General features: G+C 64.2%; 14 protein-coding genes and 2 pseudogenes. 15 read left to right on the top strand and 1 reads right to left on the bottom strand.

All coding sequences use genetic code 11. From position 1 onward, the window contains the following. Positions 1–292: 292 nt before the first annotated feature. From HB777_27750 to HB777_27680, 15 genes and pseudogenes are all read left to right on the top strand, one after another. Positions 293–994: a response regulator transcription factor gene (locus HB777_27750; GenBank protein QND67347.1), complete on the top strand. Its 702-nt coding sequence runs from the start codon at positions 293–295 to the stop codon at positions 992–994. Positions 995–1,015: 21 nt separating this feature from the next. Beyond that, positions 1,016–2,800 (top strand): HAMP domain-containing protein, encoded by a 1,785-nt coding sequence (locus HB777_27745; protein ID QND67346.1) that lies wholly within the window; start codon positions 1,016–1,018, stop codon positions 2,798–2,800. An 89-nt stretch (positions 2,801–2,889) separates the two neighbouring features. Beyond that, complete coding sequence (locus HB777_27740) at positions 2,890–3,351, top strand: HPr kinase/phosphorylase (GenBank protein QND67345.1); 462 nt, start codon at positions 2,890–2,892, stop codon at positions 3,349–3,351. A gap of 164 nt (positions 3,352–3,515) precedes the next feature. Next, positions 3,516–3,917 carry a PTS sugar transporter subunit IIA gene (locus HB777_27735; protein ID QND67344.1) on the top strand — a complete coding sequence of 134 codons (402 nt, stop codon included), beginning with the start codon at positions 3,516–3,518 and terminating at the stop codon, positions 3,915–3,917. Then, a complete protein-coding gene (locus tag HB777_27730) occupies positions 3,914–4,225 on the top strand; it encodes an HPr family phosphocarrier protein (protein QND67343.1) in 312 nt (103 codons plus the stop codon). Before HB777_27735 ends, HB777_27730 begins: the two co-directional genes overlap by 4 nt. Positions 4,226–4,405: 180 nt before the next feature. Continuing rightward, entirely contained in the window at positions 4,406–5,806 is a 1,401-nt protein-coding gene (locus tag HB777_27725) for an adenosylhomocysteinase (GenBank protein ID QND67342.1), read from the top strand. Between the two features lie 199 nt (positions 5,807–6,005). Continuing rightward, positions 6,006–8,561: a PAS domain-containing protein gene (locus HB777_27720; GenBank protein ID QND67341.1), complete on the top strand. Its 2,556-nt coding sequence runs from the start codon at positions 6,006–6,008 to the stop codon at positions 8,559–8,561. A gap of 8 nt (positions 8,562–8,569) precedes the next feature. After that, positions 8,570–10,080, top strand: a pseudogene (gene tsaE, locus HB777_27715) (tRNA (adenosine(37)-N6)-threonylcarbamoyltransferase complex ATPase subunit type 1 TsaE). Continuing rightward, a pseudogene (locus HB777_27710) lies at positions 10,077–10,806 on the top strand (nucleotidyltransferase family protein). The pseudogenes tsaE and HB777_27710 overlap by 4 nt, the downstream one beginning before the upstream one ends. Continuing rightward, positions 10,803–13,937, top strand: coding sequence for a double-strand break repair protein AddB (addB, locus tag HB777_27705; protein ID QND67340.1), 3,135 nt, complete (start codon positions 10,803–10,805; stop codon positions 13,935–13,937). The pseudogene HB777_27710 and the gene addB overlap by 4 nt, the downstream one beginning before the upstream one ends. Continuing rightward, on the top strand, positions 13,934–17,452 hold the full coding sequence (gene addA, locus HB777_27700) for a double-strand break repair helicase AddA (protein ID QND67339.1): 3,519 nt from the start codon (positions 13,934–13,936) through the stop codon (positions 17,450–17,452). Before addB ends, addA begins: the two co-directional genes overlap by 4 nt. A gap of 76 nt (positions 17,453–17,528) precedes the next feature. Continuing rightward, positions 17,529–17,852: a thioredoxin gene (gene trxA / locus HB777_27695; protein ID QND67338.1), complete on the top strand. Its 324-nt coding sequence runs from the start codon at positions 17,529–17,531 to the stop codon at positions 17,850–17,852. 128 nt (positions 17,853–17,980) lie between these two features. Then, complete coding sequence (locus HB777_27690) at positions 17,981–18,262, top strand: cupin (protein QND67337.1); 282 nt, start codon at positions 17,981–17,983, stop codon at positions 18,260–18,262. 71 nt (positions 18,263–18,333) lie between these two features. Beyond that, positions 18,334–18,582, top strand: coding sequence for a plasmid stabilization protein (locus HB777_27685; GenBank protein ID QND67336.1), 249 nt, complete (start codon positions 18,334–18,336; stop codon positions 18,580–18,582). Next, positions 18,579–18,992 carry a type II toxin-antitoxin system VapC family toxin gene (locus HB777_27680; protein QND67335.1) on the top strand — a complete coding sequence of 138 codons (414 nt, stop codon included), beginning with the start codon at positions 18,579–18,581 and terminating at the stop codon, positions 18,990–18,992. Before HB777_27685 ends, HB777_27680 begins: the two co-directional genes overlap by 4 nt. Positions 18,993–19,087: 95 nt before the next feature. Here HB777_27680 and HB777_27675 read toward each other — a convergent pair whose 3' ends face one another. Beyond that, positions 19,088–19,507 (bottom strand): VOC family protein, encoded by a 420-nt coding sequence (locus tag HB777_27675; protein QND67334.1) that lies wholly within the window; start codon positions 19,505–19,507, stop codon positions 19,088–19,090. Between the last annotated feature and the right edge of the window lie 24 nt (positions 19,508–19,531).

Here is a 19,531-nt window from a genome sequence, read left to right as displayed (position 1 = left end):
CCCGCACCGCAGGCTGAGATGGTCAGAACCAGAAAAGCCAAATGATATCAAATCATTAATCGATTTAAATATTTTGAAAGTTGTTTAAATCGTTTATATGTGCAAAAAGTTTCGCGGTTGCCCAAAGGATTGGCGATGTTCGTTCGTCCAATCCATATCGAGGTAGGATTGTGGCCGCCGGCATGCCGCGCGTGACAGCGGACAAGGCCTATGCCACATTTTGTACCTAATTTGTCCTGCAAAAGCCCCTTCTCTACGAAAGAAGGGACAGCTCATGAGGGAGCCGCTTGAAATGGCAACAATCGCGCTTGTCGATGACGACCGCAACATTCTGACATCGGTGTCGATCGCCCTCGAATCCGAGGGGTATCGCGTCGAGACCTACACGGATGGTGCGTCAGCGCTGGAAGGACTGGCGGCCCGCCCGCCGAATCTTGCCATCCTCGACATCAAGATGCCGCGCATGGACGGCATGGAACTGCTGCGCCGGATGCGCCAGAAGTCCGACCTTCCGGTGATCTTCCTGACCTCCAAGGACGACGAGATCGACGAATTGTTCGGCCTCAAGATGGGCGCCGACGACTTCATCCGCAAACCGTTCTCGCAGCGTCTGCTGGTCGAGCGGGTGCGCGCCGTGCTGCGCCGCGCCAGTGCCCGCGAGGCCGCGGCCAAGACACCCAGCCAGCAGGCTCGCTCGCTCGAGCGTGGCCAGCTCGTCATGGACCAGGAGCGCCACACCTGCACCTGGAAGGGCGAGCCGGTGACGCTCACCGTCACCGAATTCCTGATCCTGCATTCGCTGGCACAGCGTCCCGGTGTCGTAAAAAGCCGTGATGCGCTGATGGATTCGGCTTATGATGAACAGGTCTATGTCGACGACCGCACCATCGACAGCCACATCAAGCGGCTGCGCAAGAAGTTCAAGGCCGTCGACGACGACTTCGAGATGATCGAAACCCTTTACGGAGTCGGATACCGGTTCCGCGAAGCGTAAGTCAGCAGGGCCTGCTATTCGATGGCAGTTGAGGCACAACGAACAAGACCGGCGGGCGCCTCGAGGCGGCCGTCGCGGATCATGCCGTCCTTCGTGTCGAAGATAACGGTGCCGATGCGTCGCTTCCTCGGCCATCATATCTTTTCCAGCCTGACGCGGCGTATCCTCTTCCTCAACCTTGCCGGCCTTGCCGTCCTGGTGACCGGCATCCTCTATCTCAACACCTTCCGCGACGGGCTGATCGACGCCCGCGTCGAAAGCCTGATGACCCAGGGCGAGATCATCGCCGGTGCCATCGCCGCGTCGGCGACGGTGGAGACGGATTCGATCAGCATCGACCCGGAAAAGCTGCTCGAGCTGCAGGCCGGGGAAAGCCTGGGACCGGGCTCCGACCAGCTCGACAATCTCGATTTCCCGATCAACCCGGAGCGCGTCGCGCCGGTGCTGAGAAGGCTGATCTCGCCGACCCGCACGCGTGCCCGCATCTATGACCGCGACGCCAATCTGCTGCTCGATTCGCGCCATCTCTATTCGCGCGGCCAGATCCTGCGCTACGACCTGCCGCCGGTCGACGAGGAAGAGCCCGATCTGGTCGAGCGCATCCAGAAATTCGTCTTCGATTTCTTCCGTAACACCGAGCTGCCGGTCTATCACGAGCAGCCGGGCGGCAATGGCGCCACTTTCCCGGAAGTGGTCAAGGCGCTTACCGGCAGCCCGTCGACCATCGTGCGCATCTCCGAACAGGGCGAGCAGATCGTTTCGGTGGCGGTGCCGATCCAGCGTTTCCGCGCCGTGCTCGGCGTGCTGATGCTGTCGACCGAAGGCGGCGACATCGACAAGATCGTCGCCGCCGAACGCAAGGCGATCCTGCGCGTCTTCGGCATCGCGGCGCTGGTCACCGCCATCCTGTCGATGCTGCTCGCCTCCACCATCGCCAATCCGCTGCGCCGGCTGTCGGCGGCTGCGGTGCGGGTGCGGCGCGGCGTCAAGAGCCGTGAGGAAATCCCCGACTTTTCCGACCGCCAGGACGAGATCGGCAATCTGTCGATCGCCATACGCGACATGACCAACGCGCTCTACGCGCGCATCGAGGCGATAGAAAGCTTCGCGGCCGACGTGTCGCATGAATTGAAGAACCCGCTGACATCGCTGCGCAGCGCGGTGGAAACCCTGCCGCTGGCCAAGAACGACGATTCGCGCGGCCGGCTGATGGACATCATCCAGCACGATGTCAGGCGGCTGGACCGGCTCATCACCGATATTTCCGACGCTTCACGCCTTGATGCGGAACTCGCGCGCGAGGATGCCGGGACGGTCGATCTGAAGAAATTCATCACCGATCTGGTCGCCGTTTCGCGTGAAGCCACGCGCAACAAGAAGGCGGTCGAGATCGAGTTCAAGGTCGCCAAACTGCCGCAGGGCGTCAAAGGCTATGTTGTCGTCGGCCATGATCTGCGCATCGGCCAGGTCATCACCAATTTGATCGAGAACGCCCGTTCCTTCGTTCCCGAGGACCATGGCCACATCAGCCTGTCGCTGGCGCGCGCCGGCAAGTTCAACATCGTCACCATCGACGACAATGGTCCAGGCATCCGCGCCGACAACATCGACCGCATCTTCGAACGCTTCTACACCGACCGGCCGGCCGGCGAGGCGTTTGGGCAGAATTCGGGCCTTGGCCTGTCGATATCCAGGCAGATCGTCGAGGCTCATGGCGGCACGTTGACCGCCGAGAACATCCCCGGCACCAAACCCGGCGAGATCAAGGGCGCGCGCTTTGTCGTGACGCTGCCGGCCGAAGCATGATCCCGAAAAGTGGGAACCGGTTTTCTCAGACGAACGGTTCCGTTCGTCCAGAGATCACGCTTCATCCAAAAACATGATCGGGCAAGATCATGCATGATCCAGTTGCGCAGCCTGAAAACATTCACGGAACCGCGATCCTGATCGGCGAGCGCGGTGTCCTTATCACCGGGCCGTCCGGCGCCGGCAAGACGACGCTGGCGCTGACACTCCTGGACCATTGCCGCGCGCGCGGGCTGTTCTCGCGGCTGATCGGTGACGACAGGCTGCTTGCCGCGGCCCGCGCCGGGCGACTGGTCTGCCGCGTGCCGGCGACCATCGCCGGTCTCGCCGAAGTGCCTGGGTTCATGCCGCGCCCGCTGCCGTTCGAGCCGGGCGGAGTGATCGACCTGCATGTGAGGCTGGTGCCAAAGGCAGAGATGGCCCGTTTCCAGGAGGAAATCAGCGAGCCGGTCGCAGGCTGCCCAGTGCCGCGTATCGACCTTGCCGAGCGGAACGCCGCTACGGCCTTGCCCGCCGTGATGGCGCGGCTGTCCATCGCGCCTTTTCTATGATCCGCCCCGGCTTTTTTGCTGCAATGCGTCAAAATGGCATGGGCCTGCGCAATTTTGGGCTTGTCAACGGGCCGCGCGTCGACAAGATAGCGCTCCCGCCGCCTGGAATGGCCGGCGAGCATAAAATGCGCCTGTGAAGCGGCGATGACGGGAGCCACCAAAGAATGATCGGACTCGTGCTTGTAACGCACGGTCAACTGGCCGCCGAGTTCCGACATGCCGTGGAACATGTCGTCGGGCCACAAGACAATTTCGAAACCGTGGCGATCGGCGCCGACGACGATATGGAGCAGCGTCGCCGCGACATCGTCGACGCGGTTGCCCGTGTCGACACCGGGACGGGCGTCATCGTGCTGACCGACATGTTCGGCGGCACGCCCTCCAATCTTGCCATTTCGGTGATGGAATCCGGCCGCACCGAGGTGATCGCCGGCATGAACCTGCCGATGCTGATCAAGCTCTCCTCGATCCGCAAGGGCGACAATATGGCCGCCGCGCTCGACGAGGCCCAGGCGGCCGGCCGCAAATACATCAACGTCGCCAGCCAGCTCCTGAGCAGCAAATGAACGCGCTGTCCCCGGAAAAAGATCATACCGCCAAGGATCCGATCACCAGGGACTTTCCCATCATCAACCAGCGCGGCCTGCACGCGCGCGCTTCGGCGAAATTCGTTCAGCTGGCCAGCGGCTTCGACGCCTCGGTGCATGTCGAGAAGGATGGCGTCAAGGTCGGCGGCACGTCGATCATGGGCCTGATGATGCTGGCGGCAAGCCCCGGCTACTCGATCCGCGTCACCGCCAGCGGGCCGGAGGCCCTGCAGGTCATCGACGCCCTGGAGCAGCTGGTGGCATCCCGCTTCGGCGAGGAATGCTGATCGGCTACACCGCCAATGCATGTCCAAGAGACATGCAGGGATAAAGATTTCTTTATATCCCATTGTCGTCTTCGCGCCGATCTGCTAGTCAGGCCGCCTATTCGCGCCCTTTGACGCGCCGACCGGCGCGGGCGCATCCGCAACCAATTCGCAGCACAACATTCGCATCGGAGCACTGCCATGACGGGTAGCAAGGACTATGTGGTCGCCGACATCTCGCTTGCCGGCTGGGGCCGCAAGGAACTCGATATCGCCGAAACCGAAATGCCGGGCCTGATGGCCTGCCGTGAGGAGTTCGGTTCCAAGAAGCCGCTCAAGGGCGCGCGCATCACCGGCTCGCTGCACATGACCATCCAGACAGCGGTGCTGATCGAGACGCTGAAGGCGCTCGGCGCCGATATCCGCTGGGCCTCCTGCAACATCTTCTCGACCCAGGATCACGCGGCCGCGGCCATCGCCGAAGCCGGCATCCCGGTGTTCGCCGTCAAGGGCGAGTCGCTCGAGGAGTATTGGGACTACACCGACAAGATCTTCCAGTGGGCCGATGGCGGCCTCTCCAACATGATCCTCGATGACGGTGGCGACGCCACCATGTACATCCTGATCGGCGCCCGCGCCGAGGCCGGCGAGGACGTGCTGTCCAACCCGCAGAGCGAGGAAGAGGAATACTTCTACGCCCAGGTCAAGAAGCGCCTGAAGGCTTCGCCTGGCTTCTTCACCAAGCAGAAGGCGGCGATCCGCGGCGTCACCGAAGAGACGACCACCGGCGTCAACCGGCTCTACCAGCTGCAGAAGAAGGGCCTGCTGCCCTTCCCCGCCATCAACGTCAACGACTCGGTCACCAAGTCGAAGTTCGACAACAAATATGGCTGCAAGGAATCGCTGGTCGACGGCATCCGCCGTGGCACCGACACGATGATGGCCGGCAAGGTCGCGGTCGTCTGCGGCTATGGCGACGTCGGCAAGGGCTCGTCGGCCTCGCTCAAGGGCGCCGGCGCCCGCGTCAAGGTCACCGAGGTCGATCCGATCTGCGCCCTGCAGGCGGCGATGGACGGCTTTGAAGTCGTCACGCTGGAAGATGCGGCACCCACCGCCGACATCGTCATCACCACCACCGGCAACAAGGATGTCGTCACCCTCGACCACATGCGTTCGATGAAGGACATGGTGATCGTCGGCAACATCGGCCACTTCGACAACGAGATCCAGGTGGCGTCGCTGCGCAACCTGAAATGGACCAACGTCAAGCCGCAGGTCGACATGATCACCTTCCCGGACGGCAAGCGGATGATCCTCTTGTCGGAAGGCCGGCTGCTCAATCTCGGCAACGCCACCGGCCACCCGAGCTTCGTCATGTCGGCATCCTTCACCAACCAGGTGCTGGCCCAGATCGAGCTGTACACCAAGCCCGGCCAGTACGAGAATCAGGTCTATGTCCTGCCCAAGCATCTCGACGAAAAGGTCGCGCGCCTGCATCTCGACAAGCTCGGCGCCCGCCTGACCGAATTGTCCGGTGAGCAGGCCGCTTATATCGGCGTCACGCCGCAGGGCCCGTTCAAGCCGGAACACTACCGCTATTAACCAAAGCTAAAATTACTACCAGATATTGAGGCCGGGCGATTGACTTTTCGCCCGGCTTTATTTTTGCGCGCAATCGCCTTCACGGCGATTCGGCGAGGGGTTATTGTCAGGTGATTCGCGACGCTTCCATCCCGAGAGGGGCCCAAGAGAGGTGCGCATCAGGGCGGTCTTGCATTCAGGCGGCGGAGAGGACCAAGACATGCCGGGGCAACACCCGCACAGAGCGGGACGGGCCGTTTCCGGCGGCCATGACGATTCGGGGATCACCGGCTCCGCTTTGCAAAGCGGAAGCCTGTCATGGCGCGCCCGCGCGTCGATCTTCCTTGCCAGCTCCGCGCTGGCCGGCCCCTTGGCTGGTGCTGCCGCGCATGCCGAAACCGCTGCTGCCGCCGTCGCAGGATTGTCGGTGAGCGCCGTCGAAGTCATGCAGCTTGCCGTGTTTGTCGGCGTGACGGGTGCCGCACTTCTGTCGGCCATCGTTCTCATCCGCGAAAGGGCCCGCACCTCGACCGAGAATGTCGAACTCAGGAGCCGCCTCGCCGACATCAACGCGGCGCTCCGCCGCTCGGAGGCGCTGCTCAATCTGCGCGACCAGCGCGTGGTTGTCTGGGCCGCGGAAAACAAGAAGCCCGAACTCATCGGCACGTTGCCCGTCGAAAGCGGCGCTCCGGAGGACCGGGCCGCTTTCCTCGCTTTCGGCCGCTGGCTGCTGCCGCGTTCGGCGGCAGCGCTTGAACATGCCGTTGCGGGATTGCGCGAAAAGGCGAAGCCCTTCGACCTCGTCATCGAATCGCAGGCCGGCGCGCCGCTCGAAGTGCATGGCCGCAAGAGCGCGGCACATGTGCTGGTGCGTTTCGTCTCGCTCTCGGAGACGCAGCGCAGCCAGGCCAGGCTGAAGATCGAGAACCAGCGGCTGGCCGCCGACCATGACACGATGATCGGCCTGCTCGACGCGCTGAACATGCCGGCATGGCTTCGCAGTGAGGATGGGCGGCTGAAGTGGGTCAACCGGGCCTATGCCCATGGGGTCGAAGCCGAAAATGCCGAAGCCGCGGTTCGGGAGGCAAAAGAGTTCCTCGGCGGCCAGGCACGCGATGCAATCGCCGCCCAGCACAAGACGCATCCGGTTTTCGAGCAGTCGCTTTCCACCGTGATCGAAGGTGACCGCCGTGTGTTTGCGGTGACCGATTTCGCCGGCAGCGATGGCTCGGCCGGCCTTGCTTGCGACACCAGCGCCATCGAGGCGGTTCGCGGCGAATACGAACGGACCGTCAGGAGCCACGCCGACACGCTCGACCAGCTCAACACGGCGGTCGCCATTTTCGACACCGACGAGAAGCTGCGGTTCTTCAACCAGGCCTTTCAGAAACTATGGGGTCTCGACGCAGGCTTCCTGCACAGCGCTCCCGACAATGCGCTGCTGCTCGACCGGCTGCGCAGCGAGGGCAAGATCGCCGAGCAACCTGAATGGCGCCGCTGGAAGGAAGGCCTGCTCGGCGCCTATCGCGCCGTCGAATCGCAGGAACATTGGTGGCATCTGCCGGACGGCAAGACCATCCGCGTCGTCGCCAACCCGCAGCCCAAGGGCGGCGTCACCTGGGTGTTCGAGAACCTGACCGAGAAGATGGACCTCGAGAGCCGTTACCATACCGCGGTGCGGGTCCAGGGCGAGACGCTCGACAATCTTGCCGAAGGCGTGGCGGTGTTCGGCTCCGATGGCAAGCTCCGGCTGTCGAACCCGGCTTTTGCCAAACTCTGGGGGTTGGGCACCGAGGCCGCCAAGCCCAATGTCCACGTTTCCACGATCCGCGACCTTTGCGACCGGCAAGCGGCGGACAGCCCTTGGCCCGGCTTTGTTGCCGCCATCACTGGCTTCGACGACGAGCGCCGCGACCGCCACGGCCAGACCGAGCTCAACAATGGCAATGTGCTGAGCTACGCCATCATCCCGTTACCCAACGGGCAAGTGATGATGACCTTCGTCGACGTCACCGACAGCGTCAATGTCGAACGGGCGCTGAAGGACAAGAACGAGGCGCTGCAGAAATCCGATCAGCTCAAGAACGAATTCGTCCAGCACGTCTCCTACGAATTGCGCTCGCCGCTGACCAACATCATCGGCTTCACCGAATTGCTGTCGCAGCCCACGACCGGTCCGCTGTCGCAGAAGCAGCGCGAATATGTCGAGCATGTCAGCTCGTCCTCCTCGGTCCTGCTCACCATCGTCAACGACATCCTCGACCTGGCGACGGTGGACGCCGGCATCATGCAGCTCGACATTTCCGAGGTGCAGGTCGATCGCACCATCGCGGCCGCGGCCGAACTGGTGGCCGACCGGCTGGAAGAGCATTCGATCAGGCTCGAGGTCGACGCCGCTGCCGCACCGAAGACGTTTCACGGCGACGAGATCCGCGTCCGCCAGATCCTCTACAATCTGCTCAGCAACGCCGCCAACTACGCGCCGGAAGCCAGCACCATCCGGCTCTCTTGCCGCCATCTGGCGGACGGGGTGGAATTCTCGGTTCATGACGACGGCCCCGGCATGCCGCCCGACGTGCTCGATTCGGTGTTCCGCCGCTTCGAGCCGCGCGCCAATGGCGGCCGCCGGCGCGGCGCCGGTCTCGGCCTGTCGATCGTCAAGAGCTTTGTCGAGCTGCATGGCGGCAGCGTTCGCATCGAAACCGGCAAGGACAAGGGCACCACCGTCATCTGCACCTTTCCCGACATGCCGGGCATCCGCGCCGCGGCCGAGTAGCGCGCTCGATGACGGGATTGGTGCTGGAGCGTTCACTCGCCGACGAGACACAGACAGCACGGCTGGGCGAAGATCTGGCGCTGTCGCTGCGCCCGGGTGATGTGCTGGCCCTCAAGGGCGATCTCGGCGCCGGCAAGTCGACGCTGGCACGGGCCTTGATCAGGGCCTTGGCCGACGATGCCGGCCTCGATGTTCCGAGCCCTACCTTCACACTGGTGCAGAGCTACGACACCCGCATTCCGGTCCATCATTTCGATCTCTACCGCCTGTCCTCGGCGGCCGAGCTCGATGAGCTTGGCTTCGATGAAGCCCTGGCGCAAGGCGCCGCTTTGGTCGAATGGCCGGAACGGGCGCAGGCTTATCTGCCGAAAACCACGGTCCTGATCGAACTCGTCCAGCATGGCGACGGCCGGTTGGCCAGATTGTCGGGGCAGGGCGCTGCCTTCGATCGGGCGGCACGGTCACTGGCCATGCGTGACTTTCTCGAAGATGCAGGCTGGGGGAAGCGCAGCGCCGCCATTTCATCGGCGATGCTTCGGCCCGCTCCTATGAGATCGTTTCGCTGCCGGACCAGAAGCCGCAAGTGTTGATGAACTCGCCACGGCTGGTGCTCGGCCCGCCGGTTCGCGACGGCAGGCCCTATGCCGAGATCGCGCACACCGCCCAGTCGGTCTCCGCCTTCGTCGCCATCGACCGCGCCTTGAAAGCTGGCGGCGTCAGCGTTCCGGAAATCCATGCCGAGGACCAGGAGCAGGGCTTCCTGTTGCTCGAACATCTTGGTTCGGATGGGTTCCTCGGCAGCGATGGCCAGCCGCTGGCCGAGCGCTACGCGGCGGCGGCAGAGCTGCTGGCCATGATGCATGGCAGAACCTGGCCGCAGCGCCTGGAAACAGGGCAAGGCGGCTTCCACGATGTGCCGCCTTTCGACCGCGACGCCATGATGATCGAAGCCGAGCTGCTGGTCGACTGGTACGTGCCGGCGATATCGGGCAGCCCGGCAAGCGACAGCTTGCGCGCCGGTTACCACAAGCAATGGAACGCGCTCCTCGATCGGCTGCAAGGCCGCGAGTACACGCTGATGCTGCGCGACTTCCATTCGCCCAACATCATCTGGCGCGGCGATCGCGCCGGCCACGATCGATTGGGCATCGTCGATTTCCAGGATGCGCTGATCGGCCCGTCCGCCTATGACGTCGCCTCGCTCGCGATGGACGCTCGCGTGACGATGTCGCCCGAGATCGAGAGAAAGACGCTCGATGCCTATGTCGCCGCGCGCCACGCAGCCGGTGCTTTCGACGAAGCAAGCTTCCTGGAATCCTACGCCATCATGGCGGCGCAGCGGAACTCCAAGATCCTCGGCATCTTCGTCCGCCTCGAAAAACGCGACGGCAAACCCTATTATCTAAAACACCTGCCGCGCATTCGCGACTATCTGCGCCGGGCCTTGTCTCATCCGGCGTTGGCAAGCCTGCGCGAGTTCTACGACGCCAACGGTTTGCTGGAGGAGCGAGCGCTGTGACAGCAAGACCGGACACGGCAATCGTACTCGCAGCCGGGCTCGGCAAACGCATGCGGCCGATCACCGACACCATTCCCAAGCCGCTGGTCCAGATCGCCGGCAAGACGTTGCTCGACTGGAGCCTGGACAGCCTGGCCGCCGCCGGTGTCGCCAAGGCCGTGGTCAACGTCCATTATTTTCCCGAACAGATCGTCGCCCATGTCGCTGCCCGCCGCGCGCCACGGATCGTCATTTCCGATGAGAGCGAACAATTGCTCGATTCCGCCGGCGGCATCGTCAAGGCGTTGCCGGAATTGGGCGAGCAACCCTTCTACATCCTCAACGCCGACACTTTCTGGATCGACGACGGTCCCCTCAATCTCGGCCGCCTCGCCCTTGCATGGGACGCGGCGAAAATGGATATTCTGCTGATGCTGGCGGATCTCCATCAGGCGACCGGACACTGCGGCAGCACCGATTTCCTGGTGGCGCCGGATGGCGGCTTGCGGCGCTCAAAGGGGGGATACGGCGGGCCTGATCTATGCCGGGGCAGCGATCGTCCATCCGCGCCTGTTCAAGGGTGCACCGGCCGGGCCGCACTCGCTCAACGCCTATTTCGATAGGGCCATTGCCGCAGGGCGGCTGTTCGGCATGCCGATGCATGGCCACTGGATCACCGTCGGCACGCCCGATGCCATTGCGCTCGCGGAAGCCGCGGTCGCCGGCGCGCTGACCGAGTCGCAATGAGCGGCTCAAGCCGCGTTTTCTCAATTCCCCCCGGAGCGCCGTTTCTGCCGACGCTTGCCGAGGCGCTGCTTGCCGGCCGCCTCGTTCCGGGCTTTCGCTTCGACGGCGACCCGCTCGCTTTGGCCGATGTCACCATCTATGTGCCGACGCGCCGTGCTGCGCGCGCTCTGCGGGGTGTCTTCGTCGACAGCCTGGCGGCGCGCGGCGGCGGCGGGTCGGCGATCCTGCCGGTCGTCCGGCCGCTCGGCGAGTTCGATGAGGATGAGGCCGCGTTCGAGACCGAGGTATCGGCGGCCATCGATCTCGCGCCGCCGATCGCGGCGATCGAACGCCTGTTGCTGCTGACGCCGCTGGTGCGCGCCTGGAAACGCCGGCTCCCGGCACATGTCGCCGCCCTTTTTGCTGAGGAGATCGTCATCCCGGCCTCCACCGCCGACGCGATCTGGCTGGCGCGCGATCTCGCCCGGCTGATGGACGAGATCGAAACGGAAGGCACGGACTGGGCCAAGCTCACCGGTCTGGTGACCGGCAACCTTGCCGGCTGGTGGCAGGTGACGCTCGAATTCCTGGGTATCGTCACCGACGCCTGGCCGAAATTCCTTGAAGAGAGCGACCGCTCCAATCCCGCCGCGCATCGCAGCGCGCTGATCCGCGCCGAGGCGGCGCGGCTGCAGCGCAATCCGCCCGCCGGGCCGGTCATCGCCGCGGGCTCGACCGGCTCGATCCCTGCCACGGCCGAACTGCTTGCCGCGATCGCGCGGTTGCCCGGCGGCGCCATCGTGCTGCCCGGCCTCGACCGGACGCTGGACGAAGCGTCGTTCCAGGCAATCGCCGCGCCCGGGGCACGTCCGGCCGTGCTCGGCCACCCGCAATATGGCCTCGCCAGGCTGATCGGCAAGATCGGCGTGCTGCGCGGCGATGTTGAGGAGATCGGCGCCGGCGAACCGCAACTGGCGCTTCGCGCCGCCCTTGTCGGCGAAGCACTACGGCCGGCCGAAACCACCGAACTCTGGGCCGAGACACGTGCCGGTTTCCTGGCATCCGACATTGCCGACGCCTTCGCCGAGGTGACCTTGCTCGAAGCTGCCAGTGAACGCGATGAAGCCGTTGCCATCGCCGTCGCGCTCAAGCGCGCGGTCGAGCAACCCGGCCAAAGGGCGGCTCTCGTCACCGGCGACCGCGCACTGGCGCGGCGCGTCTCGATCGAGCTCCAGCGCTTCGGCGTCGTCGCCGACGACTCCGGTGGCACGCCGCTCGCCAACACCCCGGCGGCCAGCCTGCTTAGCCTGGCGCTCGAAGCGGTGTTCCGGCCAGGCGATCCGGTTGGCCTGCTGTCGCTGCTCAAGCATCCGCTGCTTGGCCTCGGTCTCGAACGGGCTGATATGCGCCACGCGGCGGAACTGGTCGAACTGGTGGCGCTGCGCGGCGGCACAGGCCGCCCCGACATCGTTTCGCTGCCGGAACTGTTCGAGGCCCGCCTCACCGGTCTCGGCAGCGGCAGCCGGCCGCCCTTCTGGTTTTCCCGGTTGAGCATGCGCTCCATCGAAAACGCGCGGAATTCGCTAGAACGTCTCAAGCAAGCGCTGGCGCCGCTCGCGGCTTTCCGTGGCCAGGCGGACGCCGACCTTGCCGCGCTGGTCGGGGCCAGCGTCGTCGCGTTCGAAAATCTCGGCCGCACGGCGGATGGCGGCCTTGGCGAACTCTATGCCGGTGACGCCGGGGAAAAGCTTGCCGAATTGCTGCGCGGACTGGTCGCGGCTTCGGCGCCCTTGTCGTTCGCGGCGAGCGAGTGGCCCGACGTCATGGCGGCGCTGATCGCGGCCGAAACGGTCAAGCCGGGGCAAGGTACCGACCGGAACATCGCCATCTGGGGCGCGCTGGAAGCGCGGTTGCAGACGGTCGATACGCTGGTCATCGGGGGGCTCAACGAGGGCGTATGGCCACGCAAGCCCGAGAGCGACCGCTTCATGTCGCGGCTGATGAAGACCGGCATCGACCTCGAGCCGCCCGAGCGGCGTATCGGCCTTGCCGCGCATGATTTCCAGATGGCGATGGGCGCCAGGAAGGTGGTGCTGGCCCGCTCGGCACGCGCCGGCGACGCCCCCGCCGTGCCGTCACGCTGGCTGCAGCGGCTGCTCACCTTCATCGGCAACGACCACGCGGCGGCGCTGCGCCGGCGCGGCGACGAATTGCTCGCCTGGGCACGTGCGCTGGATACCGGGCCAAGACAGGATTTCGCGCCGCGACCGCAGCCGAAACCGCCGCTGTCCGTCCGGCCGAGCCATTTCTCGGTCACCGAGATCGAGACCCTGCGCCGGGATCCCTACGCCGTCTATGCCAGACGGATCCTTGGTCTGATGCCGCTCGATCCGGTTATTCGCGATCCCGGAGCCGCCGAGCGCGGCACGCTGTTTCACGCCATCCTGCACCTGTTTTCGGCACGTATCGCCGATCCACGTGCACTCGATGCGCTTGCCGGCCTTATCGCCGCTGGTCGCGCCTGTTTTGCCGAAGCTTCACTTCCGACCGATGTCGAGGCGGTGTGGTGGCCGCGTTTCGAAAAACTCGCCGCCAACATCATCGAGTGGGAGCGCACGCGCGCCGACGCGGTGATCCGCCGGCATGCCGAGGAGCGCGCCGGCAAGACCGTCGTCGGCCAATCCGGCGTGACGCTGTCCGGCTACGCCGACCGGGTCGACCTGCTGGCCGGCGGCATGGCCGACATACTGGATTACAAGACGGGCTCCTCGCCGTCCAAGGCGCAGGCGCACACGCTGCTGGCGCCGCAACTGGCGCTGGAGGGTGCGCTGCTCAGGCGTGGCGCCTTCAAGGATCTGGGCGCGCGGGAACCGTCGCAGCTGGCTTTTGTGCGCTTGAAGCCGAATGGCGAGGTGTTCGAGGAATCCATCCTCGAACACAACCGCCAGCCGCGAACCGCGACCGATCTTGCCGAAGAGGCCTGGGCGCGGCTGGAAAAGCTTCTGATCCACTATGCCGACCCGGCGACCGGATATCTGTCGCGCGCGCTGCCGTTTCGCGAAGGCGAGACCGATGGCGACTACGACCATCTCGCCCGCGTGCTCGAATGGTCGGCGGGCGGCGATGCCGGTGACGAGGGAGGGGAGGCATGAAGAAAGCCTATCCCATACCCAGCGACACCGCGACCAGCCAGGCCCGCGCCGCCGATCCCGGCAATTCCGCCTGGGTGTCGGCGAACGCTGGCTCCGGCAAGACCCATGTGCTGGCCCAGCGCGTCATCCGGCTGCTGCTGCGTGGCACCGATCCGTCGAAGATACTGTGCCTGACCTATACGCGCGCCGCTGCCGCCAATATGTCGAACCGGGTTTTTTCGACACTGTCGGAATGGACTACGCTCGGTGACGCGGATCTGGCGTCGAAGGTCGAGGCGCTGGAAGGCCGCCGGCCCGATCTCGAGACCATGCGCCGGGCGCGACGCCTTTTTGCCGAGGCGCTGGAAACACCCGGCGGGCTGAAGATCCAGACCATCCACGCCTTCTGCGAATCGGTGCTGCACCAGTTCCCGCTGGAAGCCAACATCCCGGCCCATTTCGAGATGCTCGACGGCCAGATGGAGGCGTCGCTGTTTGCCGCCGCGCGCCGCGACATGATCTCCGGCACAGCCGCCGGCGACGCGGATCTGGCCGAGGCCTTTGCCGCCATTCTCGACCGTGGCGGCGAAGCCGGGCTCGATGCCTTGCTGGGCGAGATCGTGCGCAAGCGCGACGGCCTGCGCCATTTCATCGACGCCGCCGGACGTGACGGCACGCGTTTCCAGGCCTTGTTCGATGAGTTCGATTTTCGCCCCGGCCAGACCGCCGAAGGCATAGCGGCTTCGGTGTGGCCGTTGCCGGGCTTCCTGCCCGACTATTTTGCCGGCTTCGCCCAGGCCGCAGAAGCCGCTGACGCCAGATCGGTGCTGAACAATATCCTGCCCTATGCGCGCCAGGCTTTTGCCGAGGGCGACCCCATTCGCCGCTTGCAACTGCTGGCGAGAGCCTTCCTCAAGACCGATGGCGATGCCTATGACCCGGCAAAGGCCTTCAAGAAGGCCCTGGTCGACCGACTGCCGGATCTGGCGGAGCGCTATCTCTCGGCGACCAAAGCCATCATCGAAACAGTTGACCGGCTGGCCCTGTTTCGGATGCTGGAAGGCACGCGCGCCGCACTGACCGTCGCCGACTGGCTGATCGCCCGTTACGAAGTGCTGAAGCGCAGCCGCGGCTTTCTCGACTTCAACGACCTGATCACCCGCACCGTCAACCTTCTGGCGCGGCCCGATGCCGGCCCCTGGGTGCAATACAAGCTCGACCAGGGCATCGATCACATCCTGCTCGACGAGGCGCAGGACACCAGCCCCGATCAATGGGAAGTGGTGAAACGCCTGGCGGAAGAATTCTTTGCCGGCTTTGGCGCCCGAGACAGGGTCCATCGCACGGTCTTCGCCGTCGGTGACGAGAAGCAGTCGATCTATTCGTTCCAGGGCGCCGCCCCGGACTCCTTCGCTGACAGCCGGCTTCTGTTTGCGGGTCGAGTGCGCGACGCCGAGGCGTCCTTCGCCGACCTCAAGCTGACCTGGTCGTTCCGCTCGACCGACGATGTTCTGACCGCGGTCGACCGCGTCTTCGCCGACGCAAGCGTGCGGCGCGGCATCAGCCATGATCCCGATCCGCTGCGCCACCAGGCGATTCGCACCGACGCACCGGGCTATGTCGAGGTGTGGCCCTCGGTCGGCGCCGATGTCGTCGATGAGCCCGACGACTGGACGCAAGCCATCGACCATGCGCATGCGCCGGCGGTGCGCGTGGCTGAGAATGTCGCCGCCACCATTGCAGGCTGGATCGGCAGTGGCGAGATCATAGAAGGCCGTGGCAAGCGGCTGCGGCCGGGCGACGTGCTGGTGCTGGTGCGCAAGCGCGATCGCTTCGTCCATGCGCTCACCCGTGCCTTGAAACGCCGCGACATTCCCGTTGCCGGCGCTGACCGGTTGAGCCTGCCCGGACACATCGCCGTCAAGGACCTGATCGCGCTCGGTCATTTGCTCATCCAGCCGCAGGACGATTTGTCGCTCGCCGCGGTGCTGCGCAGTCCGATCTTCGATCTGCCGGAAGAGACGCTCTTCACGCTTGCAGCGGAGAGGCCGGCCGGGTTGTCGTTGATCGCATCGCTGCGCGCCCACGCCGGCGACAGTGAGCGACTGGCGGCGGCCGTCGCCCGGCTCGATAGCTGGACGAATGAGGCCGCGTTCAAGCCGGTGTTCGAGTTCTATGCCGCCCTGCTGGCGCGTGATGGCGTGCGCCGCAAGATGATCGCGCGGCTCGGGCCCGAAGCCGGCGACATTCTCGACGAGTTCCTCAGTTTCTGCCTTGCCGAAGAGCGAACCGGCCTGCCGGGACTGGAAGCTTTCCTGTCGACGCTGGAAAACGCCGGTCCCGAGATCAAGCGCGAGATGGACCAGACCCGCGACGAGGTCCGGGTCATGACCGTGCACGCCGCCAAGGGCCTCGAAGCGCCGGTCGTGTTCCTGGTCGATGGCGGTTCCGCCCCGTTCAGCGACCAGCATCTGCCGCGCCTGATGCCCTTCGACGGCTCCGGCGCAAACTGGGACGGCAAGGGCTATCTCTGGCGCTCGGCCAGCGATGTCGCCAACGGCTTTTCCAAAGCTGCGGCAGCGCGGGCACGAGAACTCGCCGATGACGAATACCGAAGGCTGCTTTATGTCGGCATGACCCGTGCTGAGGACCGGTTGATCGTCTGCGGCTATCACGGCAAGCGGGCGCCGAACGCCGGCACCTGGCACTCGATCGTAAGCCGTGCGCTGCTCGGCGCTCCGGAGAGCGAACAACGTCCGCATCCCGCCGGCGGTGAGCCGGTGCATCGTTTCCATGTGACGAAGCTGCCGCCCGTCGCGCCAAGTTCCGCTGAGCAGGTACGGCAGGCCGACGCTTTCGGGCCCTTGCCGGCGACCCTGTTCCGGCCCCTGCCGCCTTTCGAGGATTTGCCGCGTCCGCTGTCGCCATCCGGCGCCTCGGCGCTGATCGACGAGGGCAAGGAAGCCGTGGTCGACAAGGCGTCGCCGGTGCTGGACGCCGATGCCGAGCCTGGTTTTGCGGTGCTGCGCGGGCTTGCCCTGCACAAGCTGCTGCAGATGTTGCCCGGAATTGCAGAGCCCGAACGCGCGGGCGCGGCCAAGCGCTATCTCTTGCGAACGGGCGCGGGCTGGCCTGCGTTAGAGCGCGAAAAGGCCCTGGTGTCGGTCACGTCAATCCTTGCTGATCCCGGCTTCGGTCAGCTGTTTGCGCCATCGTCGCGTGCCGAGGTCGCAATCATGGGCAGCCTGGAGGTCAAGGGCAAGAAGCGCTCGATTTCCGGCAAGATCGACCGGCTGGCGGTGACATCGGACAGTGTGTCGATCGTCGACTACAAGACCAACCGGCCGGCGCCCGCCACCCTCGCCGAGGTGCCGCCGGCCTACCTGCTCCAGCTCGCCCTCTATCGCTCCTTGTTGCAACCGCTCTATCCCGGCCGCTCGGTCAAGGCGGCCTTGCTGTTCACCGAGGCGCCGCGGCTGATCGAACTGCCGGCCAGTGCCATGGACGACGCACTTGCTCGACTCACGCGAGCGTGACACAACACCTGCTTGAAGAAGGGCGCGATCACCACCACATTTGGTGGGACAAAAACTTTCAAAAGGATTTTTCCATATGGCAACCGTGAAGGTCGACAAGAGCAACTTCCAGGCTGACGTGCTTGACGCCAACGTACCGGTCGTCGTCGATTTCTGGGCGGAATGGTGCGGTCCCTGCAAGATGATCGCGCCGGCGCTCGAAGACATCGCCACCGAACTCGGCGCCAAGGTGAAGATCGCCAAGCTCAACATCGACGAGAATCCGGAGCTTGCCGCCCAGTTCGGCGTGCGCTCGATCCCGACGCTGATGATCTTCAAGGGCGGCGAAATGGCCGACATCAAGATCGGCGCCGCGCCGAAGACCGCGCTGTCGCACTGGATCAACGGCAACCTCGCCTGATCCATCTGAAATTCCCGATATCAAGCCCGGCCTCGCGCCGGGCTTTTTGTTGGCGTCATCGGTAACAGGCACTGGCTCTCGCGTCTGGGCACTCCATGTCATCTGCTTGAGCGAGACAGGAGAACCCCATGACCGGATCCGCCAAGGCCACAGTCTTCATCGACAATGAGCGTGTCATCGTCACCGAGTACCGCTTCGCACCGGGCGAAAACACCGGCTGGCACCGCCACGGCCACGACTATGTCGTCGTGCCGCTGATGGACGGCAAGGTAAAGCTGTTGACCAAGGACGGCGAATCCTTCGCCGAAATGAAGAAGGGCGCGCCCTATTTCCGCAAGGAGGGCGTCGAGCACGACGTCATCAACGCCAATGAAGGCGAATACGCATTCATCGAGATCGAACTGAAGTGATGGCGTGCCATCACGTGCCATCTTGATGGCACGTCCCAATGAGGCTATATCTTTCTCAAAGAGATTTTGAAATGGCCGAGCCCCAGCTTTCCGTCCGCAGCGCAAAAGCACGTGATCTTGCTCATCGGCTCGCTCGTCGCGAAAACCGCTCAATAGCTGATATCGTCGAACGCGCGCTTGAATCCTATGAGATTCGGGAGGCCGGACGAGAACCGGCATCCGCCTTCTACTCTCGCCTGACGGCAAGCAGTAGCGCGGACATTGATCTGGAAGAAATCATCCGGGAAAGCCGCAAGGTCCATACAGGGCCGGAGCTTTGATTTTCGTCGACACCAATGTGATTTCGGAGACCCTTAGAAAGGCGCCTGACGCTGCTGTCATGGCTTGGCTGGTCCGCAACGATGCCGAACTGGCGCTTCCCACGGTGGCGATTGCCGAAATCGCTTTCGGCATCCAGAAGATACGACCTGATGAGCGTGCCGATCGCCTGGAGCAAGGACTCTCTCAGTGGCGCCATCGCTTTGCCGACCGTATTTTTGGGCTGACGGAGGAGGCGGCTCTGGCTTATGGCGAGATTATGGGAACCGCGACGCGTCAGGGCCGGGGCATGTCGGCACCCGATGGCATGATTGCAGCGATAGTACGCGTGAATGGCGGTCGGCTGGCAACACGTAATCTCAACGACTTCGACCCGGCCAACCTTGAGCTGATCTCGCCTTGGGATTTCTAGAGCAGTTCACCGTTTCACGGAAACGGCGAACTGCGCCATCTCTTTTCTGACGCAATTCCCAAGGACCGCTCATACTTTTCCTGGAATTGCTCCGGTCACCAGTCGGCGATACGATCGCCGCCGATGAATTGCGCACTTTTTTCGGTATACTCGAACAACTCGATCTTCACGTCGTTGGGATCGCGTACCCAGGCCTGAAACGTGTCGTCGCAGGCGAGTTTCTTTGACGTGACGTCTATCCCCTTCGACTTGATATGGGCGATCGCGGCGTCAATGTTCTCCACTTCGAGGCAGAGATGGTTGATCTGGTTCAGGTCGCGGTAGCGAGCTCCGTCCTTCTGGAACACCTCGACATGGCTGCGCCCGCCGCAATTGAGGTAGAACCCGAAAATCTTGCCGTCGCGCAGGAAATTGAACTGCGTATCCAGGCCAAGGACGTCGCGATAGAAGCTTCGCGTTGCCTCCAGGTCATGTGCGAAGATGCAGACGTGGGCGAGCTGCTTGACCTTGATCATGACGGGTTCCTCGCAGAAAAATCC

This window comes from Mesorhizobium loti, from assembly GCA_014189435.1.
In the GTDB taxonomy this organism is placed as follows: domain Bacteria; phylum Pseudomonadota; class Alphaproteobacteria; order Rhizobiales; family Rhizobiaceae; genus Mesorhizobium; species Mesorhizobium loti_G.
Note: the sequence above shows the minus strand (reverse complement) of the source record. Positions and strands in the feature narration are given on the sequence as shown.